Source organism: Streptomyces eurocidicus (assembly GCF_002891295.1).
Classification (GTDB): Bacteria; Actinomycetota; Actinomycetes; order Streptomycetales; family Streptomycetaceae; genus Streptomyces; species Streptomyces eurocidicus.
In genome coordinates, this window is record NZ_LGUI01000002.1 from 937,295 (window position 1) to 958,951 (window position 21,657).

Sequence of the window (21,657 nt, forward strand, 5' to 3'; positions counted from 1 at the left end):
GCTCAGGCCGTCGGCGCCTCGCCGGTGCTCGTCATGCCCCCCTGCGCGGTGAGAGGGCCGGGGGCCGCCTTCGCCCCGTCTCCGGTGCTGTCGCTTGCCTTGACGGTGCCGGCGTGTCTCCGGCGCCGGGTGAGCGTGAGGAGCGAGGCGGCCGAGAGGAGGGTGAGGGCCGCTTGGTAGAGGGCGACGGGCCAGAGCCGGCCGCCGCCGGCGGTGCTGAGGGCCTGAGCGGTGGCGGGGGCGGTACCGCCGAAGGCGAGGCTGGCGAGTTGCTGCGCGAGGCTGATGCCGGTGTAGCGGATGCGGGTGGGGAAGGCGTCGAGGAGGAGGGCGGCGATGACGGTGTAGGTCATGGCGCTGGCGGCCTCGAGGGCGGCGATCCCGGCGGTGATCCACCAGAGGGAGTGGGTGTGGAGGCAGTAGAGGTTGAAGGGGATCGCGGCGAGGTAGAGGGCCAGCCCCAGCGCGCAGATCCGGGCGGGGCCGTACCGGTGGGCGGCCAGGGCGGTGAGGGGCTGGAGGAGGCAGCGGCCGGCGGCGGAGCAGAGGATGACGGTCAGGACGGTGTCACGGGGGAAGCCGAGATGGACGGTGGCCCAGGACAGGACGAAGGTGCCGGCCAGGTAGGTGCCCGCGATGGGGATGGCGCAGGCGCCGGCGCACAGGGCGAGGGTACGGCGGTACCGGCGGAGGGTCTCGGTCAGCGGGGCGGCGGCGGTGCCCTGGGGGGTGGCGCTCAGGTGGCGGTACTGGGGGGACTCGGCGACGCGCAGGCGGATGAGGAGGCCGGTGGTGGTGAAGGCGGCGGCGAGGAGGAAGGGGACGCGCCAGCCCCAGGTGAGGAACTGCTCGTCGGCCAGGCGGGAGAAGGGGAGGAAGACGGCGGTGGAGAGGAGGGAGGCGACGGGGGTGCCCTGCTGGATGTAGGCCGTGAAGAGGGTGCGGTGTTCGCGGGGCGCGTGTTCGCCCGCGAGGAGGACGGCTCCGCCCCACTCCCCGCCGACGGCGATGCCCTGGAGGAGACGTAGCGCGCACAGCAGCAGGGGGGCGACGACACCCGCGGCGTGGTAAGTGGGCAGGAGACCGATGCCGGTGGTGGTGGCGCCCATGAGGGTCAGGCTGGTGACGAGGCTGCGCTTGCGGCCGTAGCGGTCGCCGAGGTGGCCGAAGAGCGCGGCGCCCACGGGGCGGCCGAGGAAGCCGACCCAGAAGGTGGCGAAGGAGGCGAGCACTCCACCGCCGGGTGTGGCCTGAGGGAAGAACAGCTGGGGGAAGACCAGGCTGGAGGCGGTGGTGAAGACGAAGAAGTCGTACCACTCGACGGCGGTTCCCAGCAGACCGGAGAGCCCGGCGCGGTGGGCCTGGGTGAGGCGGCTGCGGTCGGTGCCGGTGCCGGCGGCGGGGTGGGGATGAGTGGTGTCGGACATGGTTCTCCAGAGGGCCATCGGACGGGAAGGCGGAACACGGGGTCAAGGGCACGGGGCCGGGGGTCAGGGCGGGTGGCGGGGCGAGGTGCCGGGGGGCGGTCCGGGCACGCCCGGCCGCCCGCCTGTCCCGGCCCCTGCCGCGGGTCCGCCGAGGCCGCTGTCCGTCGTGTGCCGACATGCCGTCACCGGTCCGCCCTGCGGGCCTGCTCCGTTCGCGTTCTCGGTCCGGCTCCCGGCGTCGGCTCGGCCCGGCCTACCGCCCGGGGCCGTGCCCGGTCCTGCCTCGGACCGGGTTCCGGTGATGGGGTGTGTGCCGGTCCACGCGCACGGGTGCCCCGGGGGCGGGACCGGACCGTGCGCTCTTGCCGGGCGGGTGCGGGTGTGGATACGGGCGCGGGGACGGCGACGGGTCGGGGGTGTGGCGTGGGGCATCGTGCTCCGTCGCCCGTGGGTGCACCAGGGTTCCTTCATGGCGTTTTCCCGCCCCGCTGTCGTGCCGTCCGTCGTCCGAGGGCCGCCCCGCTCCACGGGGTGGCTGTTCGGGCCCGTTCAGCGGTTCCCGTGATCGTGGTGCTGTCCGCCATCCGTCCTATCATCCGCTACAGCGGATGCCTTGACGGGTTTGGGTCCGCTGAGTAACGTTCCGGATGCTTCGGCCACTTGGCCTGCGCGGGCGACGCCGTCGTCTGCGCACACACTCACGCGGCTGGTACGGGGGCGCAGCCGCGTGAGTGTGGTGGCGTGGGGTGCCCGCGTGTTCCGTGCGGCGCCCGCGCCATTGGCGCGAGGGGCCGGGGTGAGGTGCGGGCGTCCGTCTTCCGCCGGGGCTCCGGCGACGGGGTCCGCCCTGATGTGCCTTCAGCCGCTTCCTCTCCCGCCCCTTTTGTGGCCGCTTGATCCACCTTACGTACCACTCGGCCGCCGGGTCCTTCGGAGGGTGGCGGGCCCGCGCCCGTACCCGCCGTGTGCGGTCGCCGTGGTGCGTTCAGTGCCGGATGGGGATGTCCTGCTGTGTCTTCTGCCGCCGCCCGGCCGCCCGGACGCGCGAACCGGACGCTGAAGGTCCTTTCCCGGTCGGCGTACGGGGCGAACGCCTCGGCCGGCGCCTGCTCGCCGCCTTCACCTCTTCGTGCCCGCCGTCGCGGGCCCGGGCCGCCGTGTCCGTCCGCGCCGTATTCCGTGGCTCCCACCCTCCTTCTGTCGCGCTCGCGGCCCCGGCGACCCTCTTCCTTCGGCCATTCACCCACTCCAGAGGCGAACAATTGACCGAAAGTCATTCTGTGTGCGGGGTTTGGCGACCGTTCCCTCGGCGTGGCAACCCTGGCCCGGGCGAGGGCGTCTGGGTCAGTGGTAGCGCCCACAACGGAGCGAGCCACAACGAATCACCCCTCATCCGCCGTCCCCGCTCTGCATGCGGAACCGGCACCTCCTGTACCGAGGAGGAGTAATCAGCCAGATCGCCAAGATCCTCTTTACCTGTCAACTAGGCGCCCTAGACTGCCGGTTGGCAGGCAACTCAAGGGGTTCAGATGACACCCGGGCCCCGGGACGCCGCCTGGGGAGCCCACACGCCCACACGCCCTCCCGTGGCCGGATCCCCCACCCCCCACCCCCCACACCTTCGACGCACCCGTACCGCATCTCCGACAGCCCGGCCCCGGACCTTGGAACCCCCCACCCCCATCCGTAGCGCCCCCGGCCCATAAGCCCCTGTACACCCCCTCCCGTGCCGTACTCCGTTCGACCCGTGACAGGTAAGTCCCCCCGCGGGCGCACCCTCCCTTCGGGGGGTGGCCCGACCGCCCTCCGTGCCGTAGGGCCGACAGGTGAAGGACGACAGATGCAAGGTCTGCGTGGCGTCTACCGGACGCTCGAATCGCAGGTCGCGCGGCAGGCGCCGCCGGACCTGGGCCCGGTGTGCGAGCTGTCCGGGCCCGGGCTGCTGGAAGCCGACGAGCGGGACGTGGCCCGGCTGCTGCTCCTGGCGGCCGTGGGCTCGCACGCCGGGGGCGGGCCGTCGGCCACCGCCGGCCTCCTGGCGGTCTCCCGCCGGTACGAGGAGCGGTCCTTCCTCTGTACGGGCCGCAGTCTGCCCCGTGCCGGCGAGCTGATCGGGCTTCTGGACGCCGCGGTCGCCGCCCGTTCGTCGCGGATGCTGGCCGAGGTCGCCGACCACCTCGGCCAGGGCTGGCCGGGCTACCCCGACTCCGTCCTCCCCGCGGCCCTGGCCGCGTTGGCCGCCCGCCTGGACCCCGGCGCCGCCCCCGGGGGCGGCACCGTCACCTCCCGCACGGACGCGGGGACCGGGGGCGACCCCGGCGCGACTCCCGTCCCCGGCGCGCCAGGTGCCCGTGCGGGCATCCGCGCCGGCTCCGCCGGGGAGTTCGCCGTGACCCCGTTCACCTGCCGGGACGCGGGTCTGCGGCATGCCGCCGCCGGCCGTGCCGCCCAGGCCGCGGCCCTGCTGCGGCAGTCGGCGGAGCGTTACCGGGCCACCGCCTACCGCGCGGACGCGGCCTGGCTGTTCACGGACGTCGTCCTCGCCGAGCTGATGGCCGGCCGGATCCGTGCGGCCGCCGCGGTGGGAGAGGAGCAGCGCCGTTACGTGGAGGAGGTGTTCACCACCCTGCCTCCGGCGACGGGCCCCGGCGGCGGCGCCCCGGCCCTCACCCGGCCCCCGGGCCTGCGGCCCAAGGCGCTCGGCCCCGAGGAACACGAGATGCTGCTGCGTTACCTGCGCATCAGCCAGTTCCTGATCGAGGCGTGCCGGCACCGCTCCCCGGACGACTTCGCCGCCGCCCTGGACCTGCTCTCCTTCGGCTGGACCGGATTCGCCGAATCCCCCTACCCGCGCGTCCTGCGGCACCTCGCCGACCGCTACGCCGCCCCCGGCGCCCCCTGGGACGTGCACCTCACCGCCCAGGTCCTGTGGCACCGGATGCTGCGCAGCAGCCGGGTGGCCGTCACCTCCGCGCATCTGGTCGCCACCGCCGTCGCCCTGCGCGCCCGCCTCGGGCGGGCGGGCCTGCCGGTCCAGGCGGACGTCGCCCTGCTGGACGCGGCCGTCGTGCACGCCCGCTCGTACGGCACCGGGGCCACGGTGGAGTGGATCACCCGCTACGTCGCCGAGCTGCGTCCGCGCATCCCCGAACTGTTACGCGCCGCGATCACCTACCTCCAAGCGCCGACCCCTCAGGAGGCCGCCCGCCTCCTGGCCTCCTACACCGCCCTGCGCGCGGCCTGCGCCGCCCCCGACCTGCTGTTCGCCGCCGACCTGAGCTCCGGCGGCCCGCTGGGCCCCGCCGGCCCGGTGCGTCCCGCCGCGGCCCCGCACCGTATGGAGGTCGCCTTCTACGGGAGCCTGCTGTCGGTGGAGGGGATCACCGTCCACCCCGTCACCCCGCCGCCGTTGCAGCAACTGCTGTGGGTTCTGGGGGAGCAGTTCACCCGGGCGGGGGAGCGGGGTGAGGAGGTGCCGTTCCTGTCGGCCGCCGCGTTGGCCGAGCGCACCGGGCGCACCCCCGCCGCGCTCGCGCAGACCGTGCGGCGGTTCCGCGCCGTGTGCCAGGAGAGGTTCACCGAGGCCACCGCCCGTCCGATCGGCCCCGAGGCCGTCATCCAGGGCCGCCCCGGCTACCGCCTCAACCCCGACGGCGTGGAACTCTTCCGCCCCCCACCGGCCCCCGTGTCCTCCTCGGCCCCCGCCTCCTTCACCCCCAAGGCGCCGGCCGTACCCCCCACTTCTTTCACGCCCTCCGGACCTGCCGCGTCTCCCACGGCCGCGGCACCTCACGCGTCCGTGGCGCCGCCGACGGCTCCCCTCGCCGAGCCGTCCTCGGCGCTCGCGGCGCCCCGTGCACCCGCACCGCCCCCGGCGTCCCGCACGGCCCGTACTCCCTGGGCGTCCTCGGCGTCCCGGGTGCCCTCCGCGCCCTTGACGCCCTCGACCACCCCGCCCCCGCTTCCCCACCCGCCTCCTCTTCCCCGATCTCGTCCTCAACCTCCCACCGGATCCGGCCCCGCCCCGAGTACCAGGAGCCTGTTGTGAGCACGGAAACCACCTCATGGGCATACAGCGGAAAACGCTATCGTATGTACCGATTTCAACCGGATGTCGAGCGTGATCTGCGCGCGCTGAACGAGTCCGACAACTGGCACGTCTTCCTCGCCTGGGTGCACGACGCCCTGTGGATCGCCGCCTGCATAGCCCTGTGCGTCTACGGCACCTACTGGACCTACCCGATCGCCGTCCTGATCATCGGGGCCCGCCAGCGCGGTCTGTCCACGATCCTCCACGACTGCGCGCACGGCGTGGGAGTGAAGAACCGCCGCCTGCAGATGTTCGCGGGCACGGTTCTCACCGCCTACCCCATCTTCCAGCAGCACTACGCCTACAAGGTCTCCCACGTCTACACCCACCACCCCAAGCTCGGCAGCCCGGACGCCGATCCCGACCTGCGGTTCTTCATCGAGCAGGGCGCGTACCGGCAGGACTCCACCGCGGCGTACGTCCGCCGTGTGGTGATCGTCCCGCTGCTGGGCTCCCAGACCTGGGCCTACCTCCGCTACCTCGTCCGCAACCGCTACCGCGTCCTCAAGGGCGAGGACCGGCGCACCGAGGCCACCTCGCCCGTGCAGCGCCGTAAGCGCGCCGCGGACCGCATCGGCTTCTGGCTGTTCTGGGCCGCCGTCGTCGCCCTCGCCTGGTACGGGGGCTGGCTGCTGGGGCTGCTGCTGTTCTGGGTGATCCCTTACCTCACCAGCTTCCAGATCCTGGGCTGGTACATCGAGTTGTCCGAGCACACCCCGCTCGTACGGGACTCCAACATCGACCTGCACATGACGCGCAACCGCAAGAGCCGCACCTGGGAGAGGTTCCTCACCGGCATCCACAACGACCACTACCACCTCGAACACCACCTCGACCCGCGCACCCCCTTCTGGAAGCTGCCCGAGGCCCACAAGATCCGTATGCGCGACGCCGGTTACGCCGCCGCCGACGCCGAGGTGGGCGGTCTGTTCACCCGCGGGCCGCAGAACCAGCCCAGCGCCATCAGCGCCATCATCCGTTCCATGACCCCCGCCGGTCCCAAGAACCCCGGCCCGGCCCCCACTTCCTCCGGTTCCGCCGGCAGCACCCACCCCCAGGAGACCCACGATGCCGCAGCATGACGACGCCACCACCCCCGGCACCACCGGTGCGGATTCCGGGACGGCCCCCACGCTCTCCCCGAAGGTCTTCACCCGGCCCGAGACCGCGGCCGTCCACGGCGGCTTCGCCGCCCGCATGGGCCTCAACCCGCCGATGGTCACCCCGATCTTCCAGACCGCCGCCTACGAACTGCCCTCCACCGCCGCCGCGGCGGGCATCTTCGACCTCGTGACCGACGGTCAGGCGTACACCCGGCTGAACAACCCCACCTGCGACGTCCTCGAAGAGCGCATGGCCGCCGTCGACGGCGCCGTCGCCGGGCTCGCCACCGCCTCCGGGCAGGCCGCCACCGCACTGGCCCTGCTCAACCTCGCCCAGGCCGGCGACAACATCGTCTCCTCCAACGAGCTCTACGGCGGCACCTGGAACCTGCTGGCCAACACCTTCGCCCGGTTCGGCATCGAGACCCGCTTCGTCAGCCCCGAGGACCCCGCGAACTTCGCTGCCGCCACCGACGACCGCACCCGCGCCTACTTCGGCGAGACGCTGCCCAACCCCCGCCTGCGGCTGTTCCCGGTGGAGGAGGTCGCCCAGCTCGCCGAGGCCCACGGCGTCCCCCTGGTGCTGGACAACACCATGCTCCCGCACGTCCTGCGCCCCATCGAGCACGGCGCCCACATACTCGTCTACTCCGCCACCAAGTACATCGGCGGCCACGGCTCCAGCATCGGCGGCCTCATCCTGGACGCCGGCACCTTCGACTGGGAACGCCACGCCGCCCGCCACCCGCTGATGACCACCCCCGACGCCGCCCACGGCGGTGTGGTGTGGACGCGGACCGGCAAGGAGCTCGGCGGCGGGCTGGGCCGCAGCGGCTACCTCCTCAAGGCCCGCGAGACCCTCATGCGCGACCTGGGCCCCTGCCTGAGCCCCTTCAACGCCTTCCTCCTCCTCCAGGGCCTGGAGACCCTCCCGTTGCGCATGCGCGTCCACGGCGAGAACTCCGCCCGCGTCGCGGCCTACCTCCAGAGCCACCCCCTGGTCGAGCAGGTCCGCCACCCCAGCCTCACCGAGGGCGCCGAGGCCGACCGCGTCCGCCGCTACCTGGGCGGCAACACCGGCCCCCTGCTGCAGTTCGAGCTCAAGGGCGGCCAGCAGGCCGGCAGCCGCTTCATCGAGGCCCTGCGCCTCGTCTCCCACGTCACCAACATCGGCGACGTCCGCTCCATGGCCACCCACCCCGCCTCCACCACCCACGCCCAGCTCCCCGAGGCCGACCTCGCCGCCGCCGGCGTCACCCAGGGCTCGATCCGCCTGTCCGTCGGCGTCGAGCACATCGACGACATCCTGGCCGACCTCGGCCAGGCCCTGGACGCCATATGAGCACCCCTCACACCGACCTCCACACCGGCGCCACGGGCGCCGCGCCGAGCGGTACGGGCCCGGCGGCCCGTACCGCCCCCGGCGGCCGGTCCGGTGCCCGGCCCGCCCGCAAGCCGCTGGTGGCGCTGGCCTGCGTCACCGAGACCTTCGACGGCGTCCCGTACGCCGCCGTCCGCCAGGCGTACGTCTCGGCGCTCGAGGACGTCGCCGGCTGTGCCGTGGCCCTGATCCAGGGCCCGGCCCCCTGGCTGCCGGACGTCCTGGACCGCTTCGACGCCGTCGTCCTGGGCGGCCACGAGTCCAACGTCGACCCCCGCCACTACGGCGCCCCGCCCGCCCCCGGCCCGCGCGTCGCCGAACGCGACACCCTGGCCCTCGACCTGCTGCCCAGGGCCGTCGACGCCGGGCTGCCCGTCCTGGGCATCTGCCGGGGCCTCCAGGAACTCAACGTGGCCTACGGCGGCACCCTGCGCGATCTGTCCGGCACCGCGCTGGGCGACGCCCACCGCGAGGACCTCACCCTGCCCCGCGACGCCCAGTACCTGCCCCGCCACCCGGTCACCCTGACCCCGGACGGCCTCCTGCACCGGCTGACCGGACACCCCACCGTCACCGTCAACTCCCTGCACCAGCAGGCCATCGACCGCCTCGCCCCCCGCCTGCGCACCGAGGCGGCCACCGCCGACGGCGTCATCGAGGCCGTATCCGTCACCGGCGCGGACGCCTTCGCACTCGCCGTCCAGTGGCACCCCGAGTGGTACGCCGCCTCCGACTCCGTATCCAAGAGCCTCTTCACCGCCTTCGGCGGCGCCGCGGCCCGGCGAGCGGAGGCACGCGCATGACCACCACCGTCCCCCGGCACGCCCGTACCCTCACCCTCTTCGACGACCCCGCCCGCCCGCTGCGGCTGGCGGGCGGGGCCACCCTCACCCATGTGCCCGTCGCCTACGAGCGCTACGGCCCCGCGCCCGCCGACGCCGAGGGCACCGTCTTCGTCTGCCACGCCCTGACCGGCGACTCCCACGTCGCCCGGCACGACGACACCGACGCCCCCGGCTGGTGGGACGCGATGGTCGGCCCCCGGCGGCCCCTGGACACCGATCGCTACCACGTCATCTGCGCCAACGTCCTGGGCGGCTGCTCCGGCACGGCCGGCCCCGCCCCCGCCACCCCGCCGGCGCCCGCCGCCTTCCCCGTTCCCTTCCCGGCGGTCACCGTCGCCGACATGGTCACGGTCCACCGCGAGCTCCTGCACCGCCTGGGCATCGGCCGTCTCCACGCCGTCGTCGGCGGCTCGCTGGGCGGCATGCAGGCCCTCGAATGGCTCCTGCGTCACCCTGCCGACGCCGACCGCTACGCTCTGATCGCCACCGCCGCGCGGCTCAGCGCCGACAACCTCGCCTACAACGCCATCGGCCGGGCCGCGATCCGCTCCGACCCCCGTTACGAAGACGGTCGTTACGACCCCCGGACACCCCCCGACACCGGGCTGGGCGTCGCCCGCATGATCGGCCACCTCACCTATATGTCCGCGCCGTCCCTCCAGGGGAAGTTCGCCCGCCGCCTCTCCCCGCCCACCGCCGGCGGCGGGGACACCGGGCGCCCCACCGCGCCCGCGCACGGCCCGTTCGCCGTGGAGCGGTACCTGGAGTACCAGGGGGAGAAGCTCGCCGCCCGTTTCGATGCCAACAGCTATCTCTATCTGACCGCCGCGATGGACGCGTTCGACGCGTTCTCCACCCCCTACGACCCCACCGCGCTGGCCGGCGCCGACGTCCACCTCTTCAGCTTCGGCTCCGACCGGCTCTTCGGCTTCGACCACAGCCGCCACATCGCCGCCCGGCTGGCGGAGGCGGGGGTGGCCTGCGGTCACTTCCATGAGGAGACCGCGCTCGCCGGGCACGACGCCTTCCTCATGGACGTGCCCCCGTACCTCCGGGCCGTCGGCCGGTGGCTCACCGCGCCCGTACCCACCGCCGCCGGCGCGCCCGCGGGCGGCCGGGGAGCGGCACGCCCGGCTGTCCTGACCCCCGCATCCCACGGTTTTCGAAGGTCTCAGGAGTCCCCATGACCCCCACGCCCTCCCGCCCCCGCGTCCCGGCCGCCCCCGGCGGGGGTGGGCGGCTGCGCGCCGTCGGCCGCTATCTGCTCCCCGACCGGCCCTCCCGGCGCCTGACCCAGCTGCTGCTGGGCCTGGTCCTGTACGGGGTGAGCGACGCGATGGTGATCCTCTCCGGCCTCGGCGTGGAGCCGTGGGACGCCCTGAGCCAGGGCCTGACCCGTACTGTGGGCCTGAGCATCGGGATCTGGACCAACCTCATCGGCGCCGCCGTGCTGCTGCTGTGGATCCCCCTGCGGCTGCGCCCCGGCCTGGGCACGGTGTGCAACGTCCTGCTGGTGGGCACGTCCATGGACGCCGTGCTGACCTGGGCGAGCACCCCCGACTCCCTGTGGGCGCGGTGGGCGTTGCTGCTGGGCGGCGTCCTCCTCAACGGAGTGGCGACCGGCGCCTACATCGGCGCGAATCTCGGCCCCGGCCCGCGTGACGGGCTGATGACCGGATGGGCTGCCCGGGGCCACTCCATCCGCGGGGTGCGCTGGGTCATCGAGCTGACGGTCCTGGTCATCGGCTTCGCCCTGGGCGCCACGCTGGGCGTGGGCACGGTGATCTACGCGCTGGCCATCGGCCCGCTGGCGCAGGTGTTCATCCCGATGCTGGAGGTGAAGTCCCCGCCGGCCGTATCCGGTGCCGGCGCCGGTACCCCGGCCAAGCCCACCGCCTCCGGGTCGGGGGTGGTCCAGTAATCCCTTCCCTCGGAACCGCGGTGAGGGGCGGTGCGGACGCGGGTGACATGTGCGCGCTGCCCCGCTGAAGCCGGGGACAACGCGGGCACCGGACACCGACGCCCGGCCGGGCCGAGGCCTTCGGTGGTCGTCAGCTGCCGATGGTGGCGAGTGCCGGGCGGAAGGAGAAGAGGGCGCCGCCGACAGGCTGTGGAACCGTCCATGTGTAGCCGTTGAGCCTGCTCCACCAGACCTGATCCTGGCCAGATCCCTTCCACGCCTGGAAGGTGCTGCCGTCGCTGACGCTGAACCTCCCGCGCGCGGAACCCCCCGACGCGTGGGCGCCCGGCGTGACGAGTCCCTGTACCCCGGCCGCCGCGCCCAGGCGCAGCACCCGGCGGCGGCCGGGTAACGCGTGTGTCTCCGGCTCTCTTATCGTGCCCCCTCAGCTCATGAACCCCGTCGACCCGCGCCCATACGGACGCGGGCACGCCGACTATGCCGAGAGATCCCGGAGGAAAGCCGGCCTCCGGCCGACTCGGCCACACGGGTGAGAGGGCCGTCCGTGCCTTTCGGGCGAGGCCGGATCAGCCCGCGGCAGCGGATGCCTCGCCCGTCGGCGGCCGGACCGACCGCTCCCGCCCCGCTCGGCCGGGTCACGGGAAAATCACCAGGTGCGGCGCTCCCCGGCCTCCGCACCGGGCGGTCGCGCGACCACCCTGGACGGGACCGCATGACGGCCGGACGCACGCGGCGACGCCATGGAAGCGGCGGCGATGCGCGCGCCGCCGCGCGGCCTCAACGGCCTCGTACCTGTTCCGCTTCCTGACGACCGACCGCCGCGCCGCCGCGTGTTCGGCGGGAAGTCGCGCTTGGGCACGTGCTCGCTTTGCGCCGGTTGCGGGGCTTCGGCCGGAAGCGGGGTCACGACAGAGGGCCGGGCCGGTGGGTCGTCTGCGCCGCCTCGCCCCGGGTCGGCGGGTTGTCCCAGTCAAGGCCGCTTGCCAGGGGCCCATAGGGCCACGAGAACCGCTCCCGCCATGGTGATGGCGGCGAGTACGACCGACGCCTGGGTGATGCCGTGGATGAGAGCCGCCTTGGTGAAGTCGACGAGCGGCTGGGCGGACGGGCCGACGCGGTGGGCGAACTCCTGGGTGGCTGCGAGAGAATCCGACACGGGACCGCGCTCCTGCCTGGTGAGTCCTGGCAGAAGGGGCTTGATGCGGGACATGTAGCCGGCGGCGAGTACGCTGCCCGCCACTGCCACGCCGAACGCGGCACCGACTTCCCGCGCGGCGTCGTTGACGGCGGCGGCGACCCCCTGCTTCTCGAGGGGGGTGTCGGCGACAATCGCCGCGGTCGTCGGTGCCATGCACAATCCCAGGCCGACACTCATCACCAGCAGTGGCCACAGCACGGTGAGGTAGTCGCTGTGGATGCCCTGGAGTCCGATCCCGAACAGACCCGCGGCGAGGATGGCCAGCCCGGCGACTGTCACCAGGCGCATGCCGAACCGGTCGGTGAGCCGAGGCGACACGAGCGAGATCACAATCATCGGACCGCCCAGCGGCGTGATGGCGAACGCCGAAACCAGCGGGGCGTAACCGAGGACGAGCTGCAAGTGCTGGACGAGCAACAGAAACGCGCCGAACATCGCCGCGAAGGTGACCGTGATGGCGAACGTCGCGCTGCCGAAACCGCGTCGGGCCAGCAGCCGGACATCGAGCAGTGGCTGCCGCAGTCGCAGTTCGACTGCGGAAAAGCCCGCCATCGCCGCGATACCGCCGCCGAACGAGCCGATGACCACAGGATTCAGCCAGCCGCGGATCGGCACTTCGGTGGCGCCATAAACGATCAAACCGATACCGGCCACCACCAAAGCCGACCCGATGGGATCCAACGCGGGTCGCCGCTCTGCCCGCGACTCCGGGATGGTGAAGGCCAGACCGAGCAGCACCGCACCTGCCGCCGCCATGCCGATGAAAACCGACAGCCATGACCAGTATTTGAGGAGCAGGCCGGCTCCGACCATTCCCGCCGCCCCGCCCACCGCGACGGAAGCGGCCCAGATCCCGACAGCCCGGCCCCTCAGCGACGGCGGGAAGTCCGCCGTCAGAAGCGACAGGGTCGAGGGCATGACCAGCGCGGCACCGGCACCGGCCACCGCCCGGCTGGCGATCAGGGTGACGGGATCGTGCACCAGCAACGGGAACGCCGTGGCCAGGACGAACACCAGTAGTCCGACGATCAGTGTGCCGCGGCGGCCGTAGCGGTCGCCGAGCGCGCCCGCAGGCAGCACCAGGCAGGCCAGCGTCAGCGTGTAGCCGTCGACGACCCAGGTCAGCTGTACCTCGTCGGCACCGGTGTCGGCAGCGATGCTCGGCAGCACGGTGTACAAGGAGGCCAACGACCCCATCACCAACGTCACAGCCGTGCAAGCCACCACCAGCGTCCACCGTTGCGACAGCCGCGCCTTCATGTCGTCGGGAAGTTGGGTCGAATCCATGGAAGCCTCCGGACAGGAATGCTTGCTCGGGATCAGGGCGTGCGTGGGGTGATGGGCATCACCGCGAGAGAGCCGGTTCCCGGGATCGGTACAGGAGTGCACCCCCGATCGCCATGATCCAGAACAGGACCGCGCCGTAGGTGAACATGGCGCTGCCGAACGACGAAGGGGAGAACAGACCACTGGTGATGAACAGCATGGAGATGCTGTTCCAGCCGATCGTGACCGTGGCCGCGATCACCGCACCCCAATGCGTCAGGCGGATCGGGAGAACGGGGTCAGCGCGGTTGGCGAACATCAGCGCAATGAACGCCAGTCCGAGCGACATGGAGGTGACGGTGGCGAACGCGTTGGTCAGGAGCCAGAGGGTCTCGACTGTGCCGAGTTCCCATGGGTCGGCGCCGTAGCCGGGGTAGCCGCGACCCAGCTGACCGATGACCAGGAAGGTCACGCCGGTGATGATCCCGGACCCCATCGACGCGGCGGCGAAGCCGGTCAGCGTCAGGCCCGGCAGCGTCAGTCGGCCGGCCCGTTGCAGGTACACGGTGGCGAACACGAGCAGGATGAATGTGGTTGCCGCGATCTGGACGAACCACAGCCATGCCTGCCATTCCGCGCAGTAGTTCTTCAGGGCGTAGTCGAGTTGCTCTCGGCCGCTGCCACCGCTGTCGGGCCACGGAAGTTTCCCGAACGAGCAGGACATGGCGAAGGAGATCAACGGGGTGAACGAGGCGAAGGCCGCCCAACGGAGGTACCGGACGTGGTTCGTCTGGAGTCGGGACGGCTGCCGGGGGAGTTTGTCAGTGGACATGAGGAGCTCCTTGACAGTTGGTGGAGGGTTCGGGATCCGGTGGCGGTGCGGTGAGGGACGGTCCTGATGCCCGGGTGCGCAGTGCGCTCAGGGCCACCCGCGGCGCGAGGAGTGTGACGGGCGGGTGGACCATGTTCAGGACGTTCAGGAACGCGGCCTGGGCGCGGGCGTCGTGGGTGCCCGCGGCGAGGACCCGGTCGAGATAGCGGCCCAGGGCCCGCTGGTGGGGCGAGGGCGGCCCGCCGGTGGTGTGGGGGAAGCGGAGGTCGGCTGTGGTGGCCAGCAGCCACGGTGTGTCGTGCAGGTGCTTTTGCCTGTGGTGGAAGCGGCGTGTGCTCGCTCCGGACGCGAGGCAGGAGCGAAGGAGCCGGGCGCTGCGTGCGGCCACGGTCATGCCTTGTGCGTAGACGGGGTTGAAGGCGCAGGCGGCGTCGCCCAGGACCAGGAGGTTGCCCGGGAAGTGTCGCGCCCGGTCGAGGTGGCGGCGCCGGTTGGCGGTGGAGTGGCTGCGCACCACACCGCTGAGCGGTGTGCCCCCGGCGAGTGCGTCGGCGATGGCCGGGGTGGCCAGGGTGCGGGCGAAGGGCAGGAAGGCGTCTTCGTGGGAGGGGGGCCGGTCGGTGCCGGCCCCGCTGAGGCTGACGATCCACCGGTCGTCCTCGACGGGGGCGAGGACACCGCCCCGGGTGACGGCGGGGCCTGAGGGCAGGGCGTAGAGGGCACGCCAGCCGCGTGGGCCCGCGGGCAGGCGGTAGAGGCGTGTGGCGTAGCCGATGTGCGCGTCGACGGTCGTCTCGGGCACGGGCGGGCAGCCCAGTCCGGTGAGCCAGTTCGGAAGACGGGAGCCGCGTCCGGAGGCGTCCACGACGAGGGCGGCGGGGACGGCGGTGCCCTGGCCGGTGTCGAGGTCGTGCACGACGACCGCGCTCACATGGCGTTCGTCGCCGGTGAGGCTGTGGACCCGGTGGCGTTCCAGCAGCCGTACACGGGGGTTGTCCAGCACGTGTTCACGGATGACGGCTTCGATCAGGGGGCGGCTTGCGCCCACGACGCGCAGGTTGGAGGGGAAGCGGGTGCCCCATCCGTGGGGGGTGGCGATGGCGAGGTCGGCGCAGACGTCGATGCGCAGGCCACCGCGGCGGCACAGCTCGGCGGTGAAGCCCGGCAGGAGCGCTTCGACCGTGCGCAGGCCCTGGGCGAAGAGCGCGTGGACGTGTCCGTCCTGCGGTACGCCGGATCGGCGGTCAGGGGTGCCGGGGATGCGGTCGCCGTCGAGGAGGGTCACCTGGTGGCGGCGGGCCAGGACATGGGCGGCGAGCAGTCCCGCGATGCCGGCGCCGACGACCACCGCGTCGGTGCGGTCGCCGGCGGGGCGGGGCGGGATGGTCCGGGGCGTCGTCATCCCGGCCAGATCCAGCCCGGGGTGTCGGCGGGGACCGCTCCGGTGCCCAGTAGGGGGACCGCGCCGACCAGTGCGGTGTAGACGAGCATGACCACGTTGGCGAGGCCGATGCCGGCGAGGATCCGCAGCGTCGACCGGGCCCGGGGGGCGAGGTGTTCGGAGCCGCGGAAGATGTGCACGGTGGTCCCCCGGCGCTGGGAGATCCACACCATGAACGTCTCGGGTGAGCACAGCAGACACGCGCCGAGGACGATGTTGATCAGGGGCATCTGGTACCAGTGGCCACCGAACAGCGACAGTTCGTGGAGGGCGCGGGGGTAGGCGTAGGCCCCCGTCAGCGGGACGAAGAATCCCTCGACGACGATGTCCGAGACCACGCCGGTCAGGAAGAACACCGGCAGCATGCGGCGCACGCTCCAGTGGGGGAAGCGTCTGGTGACGTGGTTCAGGCAGACCAGCTGCATTCCCACCCACAGGACGATCAGCGGGAACATGAACATCTGCGCGGCGAAGAACGTCTCGATGTGCAGCTCAGGCCGGGGGGTGTGCCAGCCGGGGAGGTACGGGCCCCAGCTGACGACGTTGAGGGCGTAGCGGTTGGCGATCGGGGAGGGCTCGACATAGGCCATGACGGGGCTGAGCCACCAGGTGAACAGGTTGCCCCACACGATGGTGGCCCAGAAAGTGACGGAACCCTGGCGGCGGCACTGGAACCACATGTAGACGCTCAGCCCCACGACGCCGACGATCATCAGCCACTGTTCGGTCCAGGTGATCACCATGCGCGTGGTGCTGATGGAGTAGTCGCGACGGGCCGCGTGGATGTTCCCCGCGGCGAACCACTGGCCGAGCACGACCGCTTGGGCGATGAGGGAGGCGACCCCCGTCCCCGCCCATGCCCAGACCGGCGAACGACGCGGGAGCGGGGGGTCGGGAAGGCTTCCTGACGCATAAGTCGGCACGGCCGGCCTCCTCTTCTTCCGGGAAGAAGCCGAGGTGTTCCAGCAGCCACTGGCTCAGGCCGGCCGCGCTGGGTTTGACCCAGATGACACCGGGCTTCATCTCGGTGCGCAGTGCTCGTTGCAGGCGTTGCTGGAGTTGCACTGCGCCGAGGGAGTCCAGGCCGAGCATGACCATGCTGGTGTGTGCGCCGATGTGGCGGGTGGTGCCGCCGAGGAGTTCGCGGACGAGGTCGATGATGAAGTTCTGGAGGAGTTCCCGGCGCTCGCCGGGGCCGGTCGCGGCGAGCAGCGCTTCGCGTACGGCGACGGTGTCGTCGGGGGGCTCCTCGCCGGCCAGTAGCGGGGCCAGCAGTGTGCCGGCGCGTACGGCCGGGTAGGGGGCGGTCCACCGGCCGATGTCGAGGGGGGAGTAGGCGACCTGGTGGTAGCCGGCGTCCAGGATGCGTTCCAGGGCGTCGATCCCGTCGGCGGGAGTGATGGTGAGGAAGCCGCGTTCCGCGAGGTGCTGCCCCCGGCCCACTTCGCTCCAGGCGCCCCAGTGGACGGCGGTGGCCGGCAGGCCGTGTTCCTGCCGCCGGGCGACCAGGCCGTCGAGGTAGGCGTTGGCGGCGGCGTAGGCGCCCTGGCCGGGGGATCCGATGAGGGAGGCCATGGAGGAGTAGACGGCGAAGAAGTCCAGGTCCATGCCGAGGGTGGCGCGGTGCAGGGTCCAGGCGCCTTCGGCTTTGCCGCGCCAGACCCGGTTCAGGAGCGGGTCGTCGAGGTTGGCGAGTGTGGCGTCTTCGACGACTCCGGCCGCGTGCAGGACGCCGTGCAGCCGTCGGCCGTCCTGGACGGCTGCGGCGACGGCCTGTGCGGTCACGGTGGGATCGGCGATGTCGCCGGTCACCACGGTGAGGCCGGTCCCCGTCTCGCGCAGGGCTGTCAGCCGGGCCTGTGCCGCCGGGGTGGGTGCGCCGCGGCCGCACAGGACGATTCGTCCGGCGCCGCGGCGGGCGAGCCATTCGACGGTGAGCAGGCCGAGGCCGCCGAAGGCGCCGGTGACGAGGTAGGACCCTCCTGTGCGTACGGGTGACCGGGGTGTGGCGGCGGGCGGGGTACCGGCGTCAGGGGGGCCGGTGCACACCTGGCTCAGGGTCCGGGCGTCGCCGTCCAGAGAGATCTCGCTGATCGGTCGGCTGGTGTCCAGGAGTTCGGCGACGACCCGGGCGTGTGTGGTTCCGGGTGTGAACTGCAGGAACGAGGCGGTCAGTTCGGGGTGTTCGTAGGCGGCTACGCGCAGCAGGCCGCGCAGGGCCGCCGAGGGAAGGGGGGAGCCGTCGGTGGGGGCGACCACCCACAGGCGGGGCGGGCGTTCGGCCCGGGCCAGGGCCCGCAGAAGGGCGACGACACGGGAGACCAGCCGGCGGGCCGCGTCGGCGGAGTCGTCCTCCGGCTTCTCCTCGCCGATGGTGAGGGCGACGGCCGTGCAGGTGAGCGGGGGAGAGCCGGCGGAGAGGGCCTCGGCCATCGGCAGCAGGCGGCAGGCGGCAGAGTGCTCCTTGAGCTCCGAGGCGAGGTCCCGGGACCAGGTGCCGTCTGCCGCCGTGAGCACTGTCCAGGTGCTGTCGGTGGCGCGCGTCCGTTCCCGCGGTGCGGGCGCGGGCACCTGAGCCAGGTGGGAGAGTCGGCTGGTGAACCGCTCGGCGGGCGGGGTCACGTTGGCCACGCGCAGGCCGCGGAACTCGGCGGTGACCCTTCCGTCCGCTGTGACCAGGCGGGCGTCGCCGACGCATCCGAGATCGTCGGCGTGCTCCAGGTGGACGAGGGCCTGCCTGGAGTGCGTGGTGGGCCCGTACACGGCGACTTCCTCGAAGCCGGTGACGACGACCGGTCCGGGGGTGAGGACGTGGTGGGACAGCCACGCGGCCACCATGGTCTGTACCACCTCGTCGGCGAGGGCCGGATGGAGGCACATCGCCGAGGCGGACACCTGGGCGCTTTCGTGGATCCTCGGGGAGGAGATCACCCGGTCCTCGCCGGGGTGCACCTGGATGCGTTCGAGGGCGGTGAAGGCCGGCCCGTGGAAGACGTGGTGCTTGTCGCGGAACGTGCGGTGCAAGGTGGCGGGCTCGTAGTCCTGCCAGCCTTTCGGGCGGCATTCGGCGCCGGTGGCCCGCGCGGGGCGTCTCTGCGGGGTGGTGGGCCGCACCCTGCCACGGGCGTGGACGACGGTCGTCTCCCCGTGCCCGGAGACGATCTCGACGTGCGCGGTCCTGCCGTCACGGGTCAGCCGGGTGGTGACCACCGGCTCCGGATCCAGCAGCACTGGGCGCAGCACGGCGATGTCCGTGGCCGACACGTGGTCGGTCGTGAAGACCTGGGCTCCGGCGGCCAGCATCATCTCCACCATCGCGGTGCCCGGCAGGACCGGGACGTCGGCGACCGCGTGGTCGGCGAGCCAGGGGATCAGACGGGGGCCGAGCCGGGTCTGCCACAGGTGCCGCCCGTCGTTGTCGGGGTCTGCCGTGTGCCCGCCCAGGAGGGCGTGCTGGGTCGCCCCGGGCAGCTCGGGGGCGACCAGCCGGTAGGGGGCCTGGTCTCCGCCGTGGCGGGTGCGGTGCCATTGCGTGACCGGTACGTCGGCGAGCCGTCCGTTGCCGTAGTGCCGGCCGAAGCCGATGCCGTCGTATCCGGCCGCGTACAGGGCGGCGAGGTGGGCGAGGAACGCTTCCTGGTCGTCCGTTTCCTGTCGCAGGGTGCCCACCGCGACGGCGTCGGACACGCCGTCGTGCCGCGCTGTGTCCAGGATCGGTCGTACGGCGAGCGGGTGCGCGGTGCATTCGACGAACACCCGGTGACCTGCGGTCAGGGCAGCTGACACGGCGGCGTGGAACCGGACCGGGTCGCGCTGGTTGCGTACCCAGTAGGCGCCGTCCAGGTCGCCGGGGCGCAGCGGGTCGGCCGAGACGGTGGAGTAGAAGGGGATCCGCGGTGTGGCCCGGGGGATGTCGGCCAGGGCCGTCCGGAGCCGGCCGAGGACGGGATCCACCTGGGGGGAATGCGAGGCCACGTCGACGTCGACGGCCCGGGCGACGGTGCCCTGCGCCTCCCACCGCCGCAGCAGCCCGGCGATCTGCCCGGCGTCCCCCGAGACCACCGTGATGCCGGGTGAGGTGAGGACACCCAGGGTGACGCCACCGGCTCCGGCCGCGTCGATCGCCGCCTGCACCTCACGGGCTCCGAGCATCACCGACGCCATCGCGCCGCCGGAGACGGTGGCGAGCAGGGCGGACCGGCGGCAGATCACCTTCGCCCCGTCCTCGGGGCTGATGCCGCCCGCCACGACCAGCGCGGCGACCTCACCGAGCGACTGCCCGATGACGGAGGCCGGCTCGACCCCCCAGGACCGCCACACGGCGGCCAGGGCCACTTGGGTGCCGAAGAGGGTGGGCTGGATGCGTTCCAGGCCCCGCAGCCGCTCGGGGTGGGTGATCATCTCGTACAGGGAGAAGCCGGCCTCCGCCCGGATCATCGGCTCCAGCTTCTTGACCGTGGAGGCGAACACGCGGTTGCCGCGCAGCAGGCCCCGGCACATTCCGGGGTGCTGTGAGCCCTGCCCGGTGAAGACGAACACCGGGCCACTATGCTCGGGTGGCAGCAGCGGAGTGCCCGACACGACGTGCTCAGCCTCATTACCGGCAGCGAATGCGCGAGCCCGCGCGGCGAGTTCACGGTGGTCTCGTGCCACGATGCCGAGCCGGTGGTCATCGTGGGCGCGGCGCAGCGCCAGGGTGTGCGCCACGTCCGGCAGCAGCGTGCTCGCGCCGGGTCCTTCGGCCCAGTCGGCCAGCCGTCGGGCGGCCAGGACCAGCGAGGGCGCGGAGCCGGCCGAGACGGTGAACAGCCGCGCCCGTGAAGCCGTTCGACGGACGGCGCGGGGCCGGGCGACGGAGGCCGACTCCAGGACCACATGGGCGTTGGTGCCCGTCACTCCGTACGAGCAGACGGCCGCCAGCCGCGATTCCCCCGGGACCGGCCAGTCGGTCACCTCGGTGGGGACGAAGAGCCGTGAGGTGCCGTCGCGCTCGATGGCGGGGTTCCACCGCCGGAACGTGGCGTTCGGCGGGATGGCCGCGTGCCGCAGGGATTCCACCGCCTTGATGACTCCCGCGATGCCGGACACCGGTTCCGAGTGGCCGATGTTCGTTTTGACGGAGCCCAGGGCGCAGCCCCCGCGGCCCTGTCCGTAGACGGCGTTGACGGACGTGTACTCGATCGGGTCGCCCACGGCCGTTCCCGGGCCATGGGCTTCGACGAGCCCCACATCGCCGGGGTCCACACCGGCTCTGTCGACGGTGGCGCGGAACAACTGCTGCTGCAGGTCACTGGAGGGCGCGGTGAGCCGGGTCGCCTGTCCGTCGTTGTTGACCGCGCTGCCCCTGATCACCGCCAGCACCCGGTCCCCGTCCCGGACCGCGTCCACCAGCCGCTTCAACACCAGGACGCCGGCCCCTTCACCGCGTACGTAGCCGTCGGCCCGGGAGTCGAAGGCATAGCAGGCACCCTGTCCCGACAGCAGCAGCGGCGCCTCGTAGTAGTGCGTCTCGGGTGAGAGCATCAGCAGCACCCCGCCCGCCAGCGCGGCATCACACTCTCCCAGCGTCAGCGCCCCGCACGCCGTGTCCAGCGCGACCAGCCCGGACGAGCAGTGCGTGCTGACGACCATCACCGGGCCGCGCAGGTCCATCGAGAACGCCACCCGCCCCGCCGCCCCGGCCGTGAAGTTCCCGAAAAGGTAAGGGCTGTTGGGCGCGTCCTCCACCGGCCGGGCCTCGCGGAAGAGGTTGTCCGGGGCGTAGGTGCCCACGTACACCCCGGTACGTGAGCCGCGCATACGGTCCACGGGAATGCCCGCGTGCTCCACCGCTTCCCAGGCCACCTCCATCAGCACCCGGAACTGCGGGTCCACCCACCGCTGCTCGATCGGCGCCACCGAGAACGCCTCCGGATCCCACGCCCACACATCACCGTCCAGGAAGCAGCCGTGCCCGGCCCGCCCGGCCAGTTCCGGGTCGTGCAGGGCCGCCAGCCGGGCGGCGTCCCAGCGGCCGGCCGGTACCGGGCCCACCGTCTGCCGTTTCCCGGCCGCCAGCCGCCACAACCCGTCCGGCGTCTCCACCCCGCCGGGGAACCGGCAACCCATTCCCACGATCGCGATCGGTTCTGCTTCCGAAGCCGACATGACCCA

12 protein-coding genes are annotated in these 21,657 nt (G+C 72.7%); 6 read left to right on the forward strand and 6 right to left on the reverse strand.

What is annotated here, in order from left to right; genetic code table 11:
• Nucleotides 1-2: 2 nt before the first annotated feature.
• Entirely contained in the window at nt 3-1,427 is a 1,425-nt protein-coding gene (locus AF335_RS08960; protein WP_170127637.1) for an MFS transporter, read from the reverse strand.
• A 1,840-nt stretch (nt 1,428-3,267) separates the two neighbouring features.
• Here AF335_RS08960 and AF335_RS08965 point away from each other — a divergent pair.
• From AF335_RS08965 to yczE, 6 genes are read left to right on the forward strand one after another with little or no spacing between them, the layout of a single operon-like run.
• Complete coding sequence (locus AF335_RS08965) at nt 3,268-5,475, forward strand: hypothetical protein (protein WP_102917730.1); 2,208 nt, start codon at nt 3,268-3,270, stop codon at nt 5,473-5,475.
• Between the two features lie 44 nt (nt 5,476-5,519).
• Nucleotides 5,520-6,599 carry a fatty acid desaturase family protein gene (locus AF335_RS08970; RefSeq protein WP_102917731.1) on the forward strand — a complete coding sequence of 360 codons (1,080 nt, stop codon included), beginning with the start codon at nt 5,520-5,522 and terminating at the stop codon, nt 6,597-6,599.
• The gene (locus AF335_RS08975; RefSeq protein WP_102917732.1) at nt 6,586-7,962 is read left to right on the forward strand and encodes an O-acetylhomoserine aminocarboxypropyltransferase/cysteine synthase family protein; all 1,377 of its coding nucleotides are present in this window, start codon (nt 6,586-6,588) and stop codon (nt 7,960-7,962) included. The genes AF335_RS08970 and AF335_RS08975 overlap by 14 nt, the downstream gene beginning before the upstream one ends.
• Nucleotides 7,959-8,804, forward strand: a complete 846-nt coding sequence (locus AF335_RS08980) for a gamma-glutamyl-gamma-aminobutyrate hydrolase family protein (protein WP_102917733.1) — start codon at nt 7,959-7,961, stop codon at nt 8,802-8,804. Before AF335_RS08975 ends, AF335_RS08980 begins: the two co-directional genes overlap by 4 nt.
• On the forward strand, nt 8,801-10,033 hold the full coding sequence (gene metX, locus AF335_RS08985; protein WP_102917734.1) for a homoserine O-acetyltransferase MetX: 1,233 nt from the start codon (nt 8,801-8,803) through the stop codon (nt 10,031-10,033). Before AF335_RS08980 ends, metX begins: the two co-directional genes overlap by 4 nt.
• On the forward strand, nt 10,030-10,767 hold the full coding sequence (gene yczE / locus AF335_RS08990; protein ID WP_102917735.1) for a membrane protein YczE: 738 nt from the start codon (nt 10,030-10,032) through the stop codon (nt 10,765-10,767). Before metX ends, yczE begins: the two co-directional genes overlap by 4 nt.
• Nucleotides 10,768-11,737: 970 nt before the next feature.
• Here yczE and AF335_RS09000 read toward each other — a convergent pair.
• Genes AF335_RS09000 through AF335_RS09020 form a run of 5 tightly spaced genes read right to left on the reverse strand, consistent with a single transcriptional unit; the run spans nt 11,738 to nt 21,651 of the window.
• The gene (locus AF335_RS09000; RefSeq protein WP_102917737.1) at nt 11,738-13,252 is read right to left on the reverse strand and encodes an MFS transporter; all 1,515 of its coding nucleotides are present in this window, start codon (nt 13,250-13,252) and stop codon (nt 11,738-11,740) included.
• Nucleotides 13,253-13,310: 58 nt separating this feature from the next.
• Entirely contained in the window at nt 13,311-14,063 is a 753-nt protein-coding gene (locus tag AF335_RS09005) for a hypothetical protein (protein ID WP_102917738.1), read from the reverse strand.
• A complete protein-coding gene (locus AF335_RS09010; protein ID WP_102917739.1) occupies nt 14,053-15,465 on the reverse strand; it encodes an NAD(P)/FAD-dependent oxidoreductase in 1,413 nt (470 codons plus the stop codon). Before AF335_RS09010 ends, AF335_RS09005 begins: the two co-directional genes overlap by 11 nt.
• Complete coding sequence (locus tag AF335_RS09015; protein ID WP_170127638.1) at nt 15,462-16,094, reverse strand: spirocyclase AveC family protein; 633 nt, start codon at nt 16,092-16,094, stop codon at nt 15,462-15,464. Before AF335_RS09015 ends, AF335_RS09010 begins: the two co-directional genes overlap by 4 nt.
• Nucleotides 15,997-21,651 carry a type I polyketide synthase gene (locus AF335_RS09020; protein ID WP_102917741.1) on the reverse strand — a complete coding sequence of 1,885 codons (5,655 nt, stop codon included), beginning with the start codon at nt 21,649-21,651 and terminating at the stop codon, nt 15,997-15,999. Before AF335_RS09020 ends, AF335_RS09015 begins: the two co-directional genes overlap by 98 nt.
• Nucleotides 21,652-21,657 lie beyond the last annotated feature (6 nt).

Excerpts from the sequence above, each read along its gene's own strand:
- AF335_RS08975 (WP_102917732.1), top strand. The coding sequence starts at position 6,586 with ATGCCGCAGCATGACGACGCCACCACCCCCGGCACCACCGGTGCGGAT.
- AF335_RS09005 (WP_102917738.1), bottom strand. The coding sequence starts at position 14,063 with ATGTCCACTGACAAACTCCCCCGGCAGCCGTCCCGACTCCAGACGAAC.
- AF335_RS08960 (WP_170127637.1), bottom strand. The coding sequence starts at position 1,427 with ATGTCCGACACCACTCATCCCCACCCCGCCGCCGGCACCGGCACCGAC.
- AF335_RS09010 (WP_102917739.1), bottom strand. The coding sequence starts at position 15,465 with ATGACGACGCCCCGGACCATCCCGCCCCGCCCCGCCGGCGACCGCACC.
- AF335_RS08970 (WP_102917731.1), top strand. The coding sequence starts at position 5,520 with ATGTACCGATTTCAACCGGATGTCGAGCGTGATCTGCGCGCGCTGAAC.
- yczE (WP_102917735.1), top strand. The coding sequence starts at position 10,030 with ATGACCCCCACGCCCTCCCGCCCCCGCGTCCCGGCCGCCCCCGGCGGG.
- metX (WP_102917734.1), top strand. The coding sequence starts at position 8,801 with ATGACCACCACCGTCCCCCGGCACGCCCGTACCCTCACCCTCTTCGAC.
- AF335_RS08965 (WP_102917730.1), top strand. The coding sequence starts at position 3,268 with ATGCAAGGTCTGCGTGGCGTCTACCGGACGCTCGAATCGCAGGTCGCG.
- AF335_RS08980 (WP_102917733.1), top strand. The coding sequence starts at position 7,959 with ATGAGCACCCCTCACACCGACCTCCACACCGGCGCCACGGGCGCCGCG.
- AF335_RS09000 (WP_102917737.1), bottom strand. The coding sequence starts at position 13,252 with ATGGATTCGACCCAACTTCCCGACGACATGAAGGCGCGGCTGTCGCAA.
- AF335_RS09020 (WP_102917741.1), bottom strand. The coding sequence starts at position 21,651 with ATGTCGGCTTCGGAAGCAGAACCGATCGCGATCGTGGGAATGGGTTGC.
- AF335_RS09015 (WP_170127638.1), bottom strand. The coding sequence starts at position 16,094 with ATGGCCTATGTCGAGCCCTCCCCGATCGCCAACCGCTACGCCCTCAAC.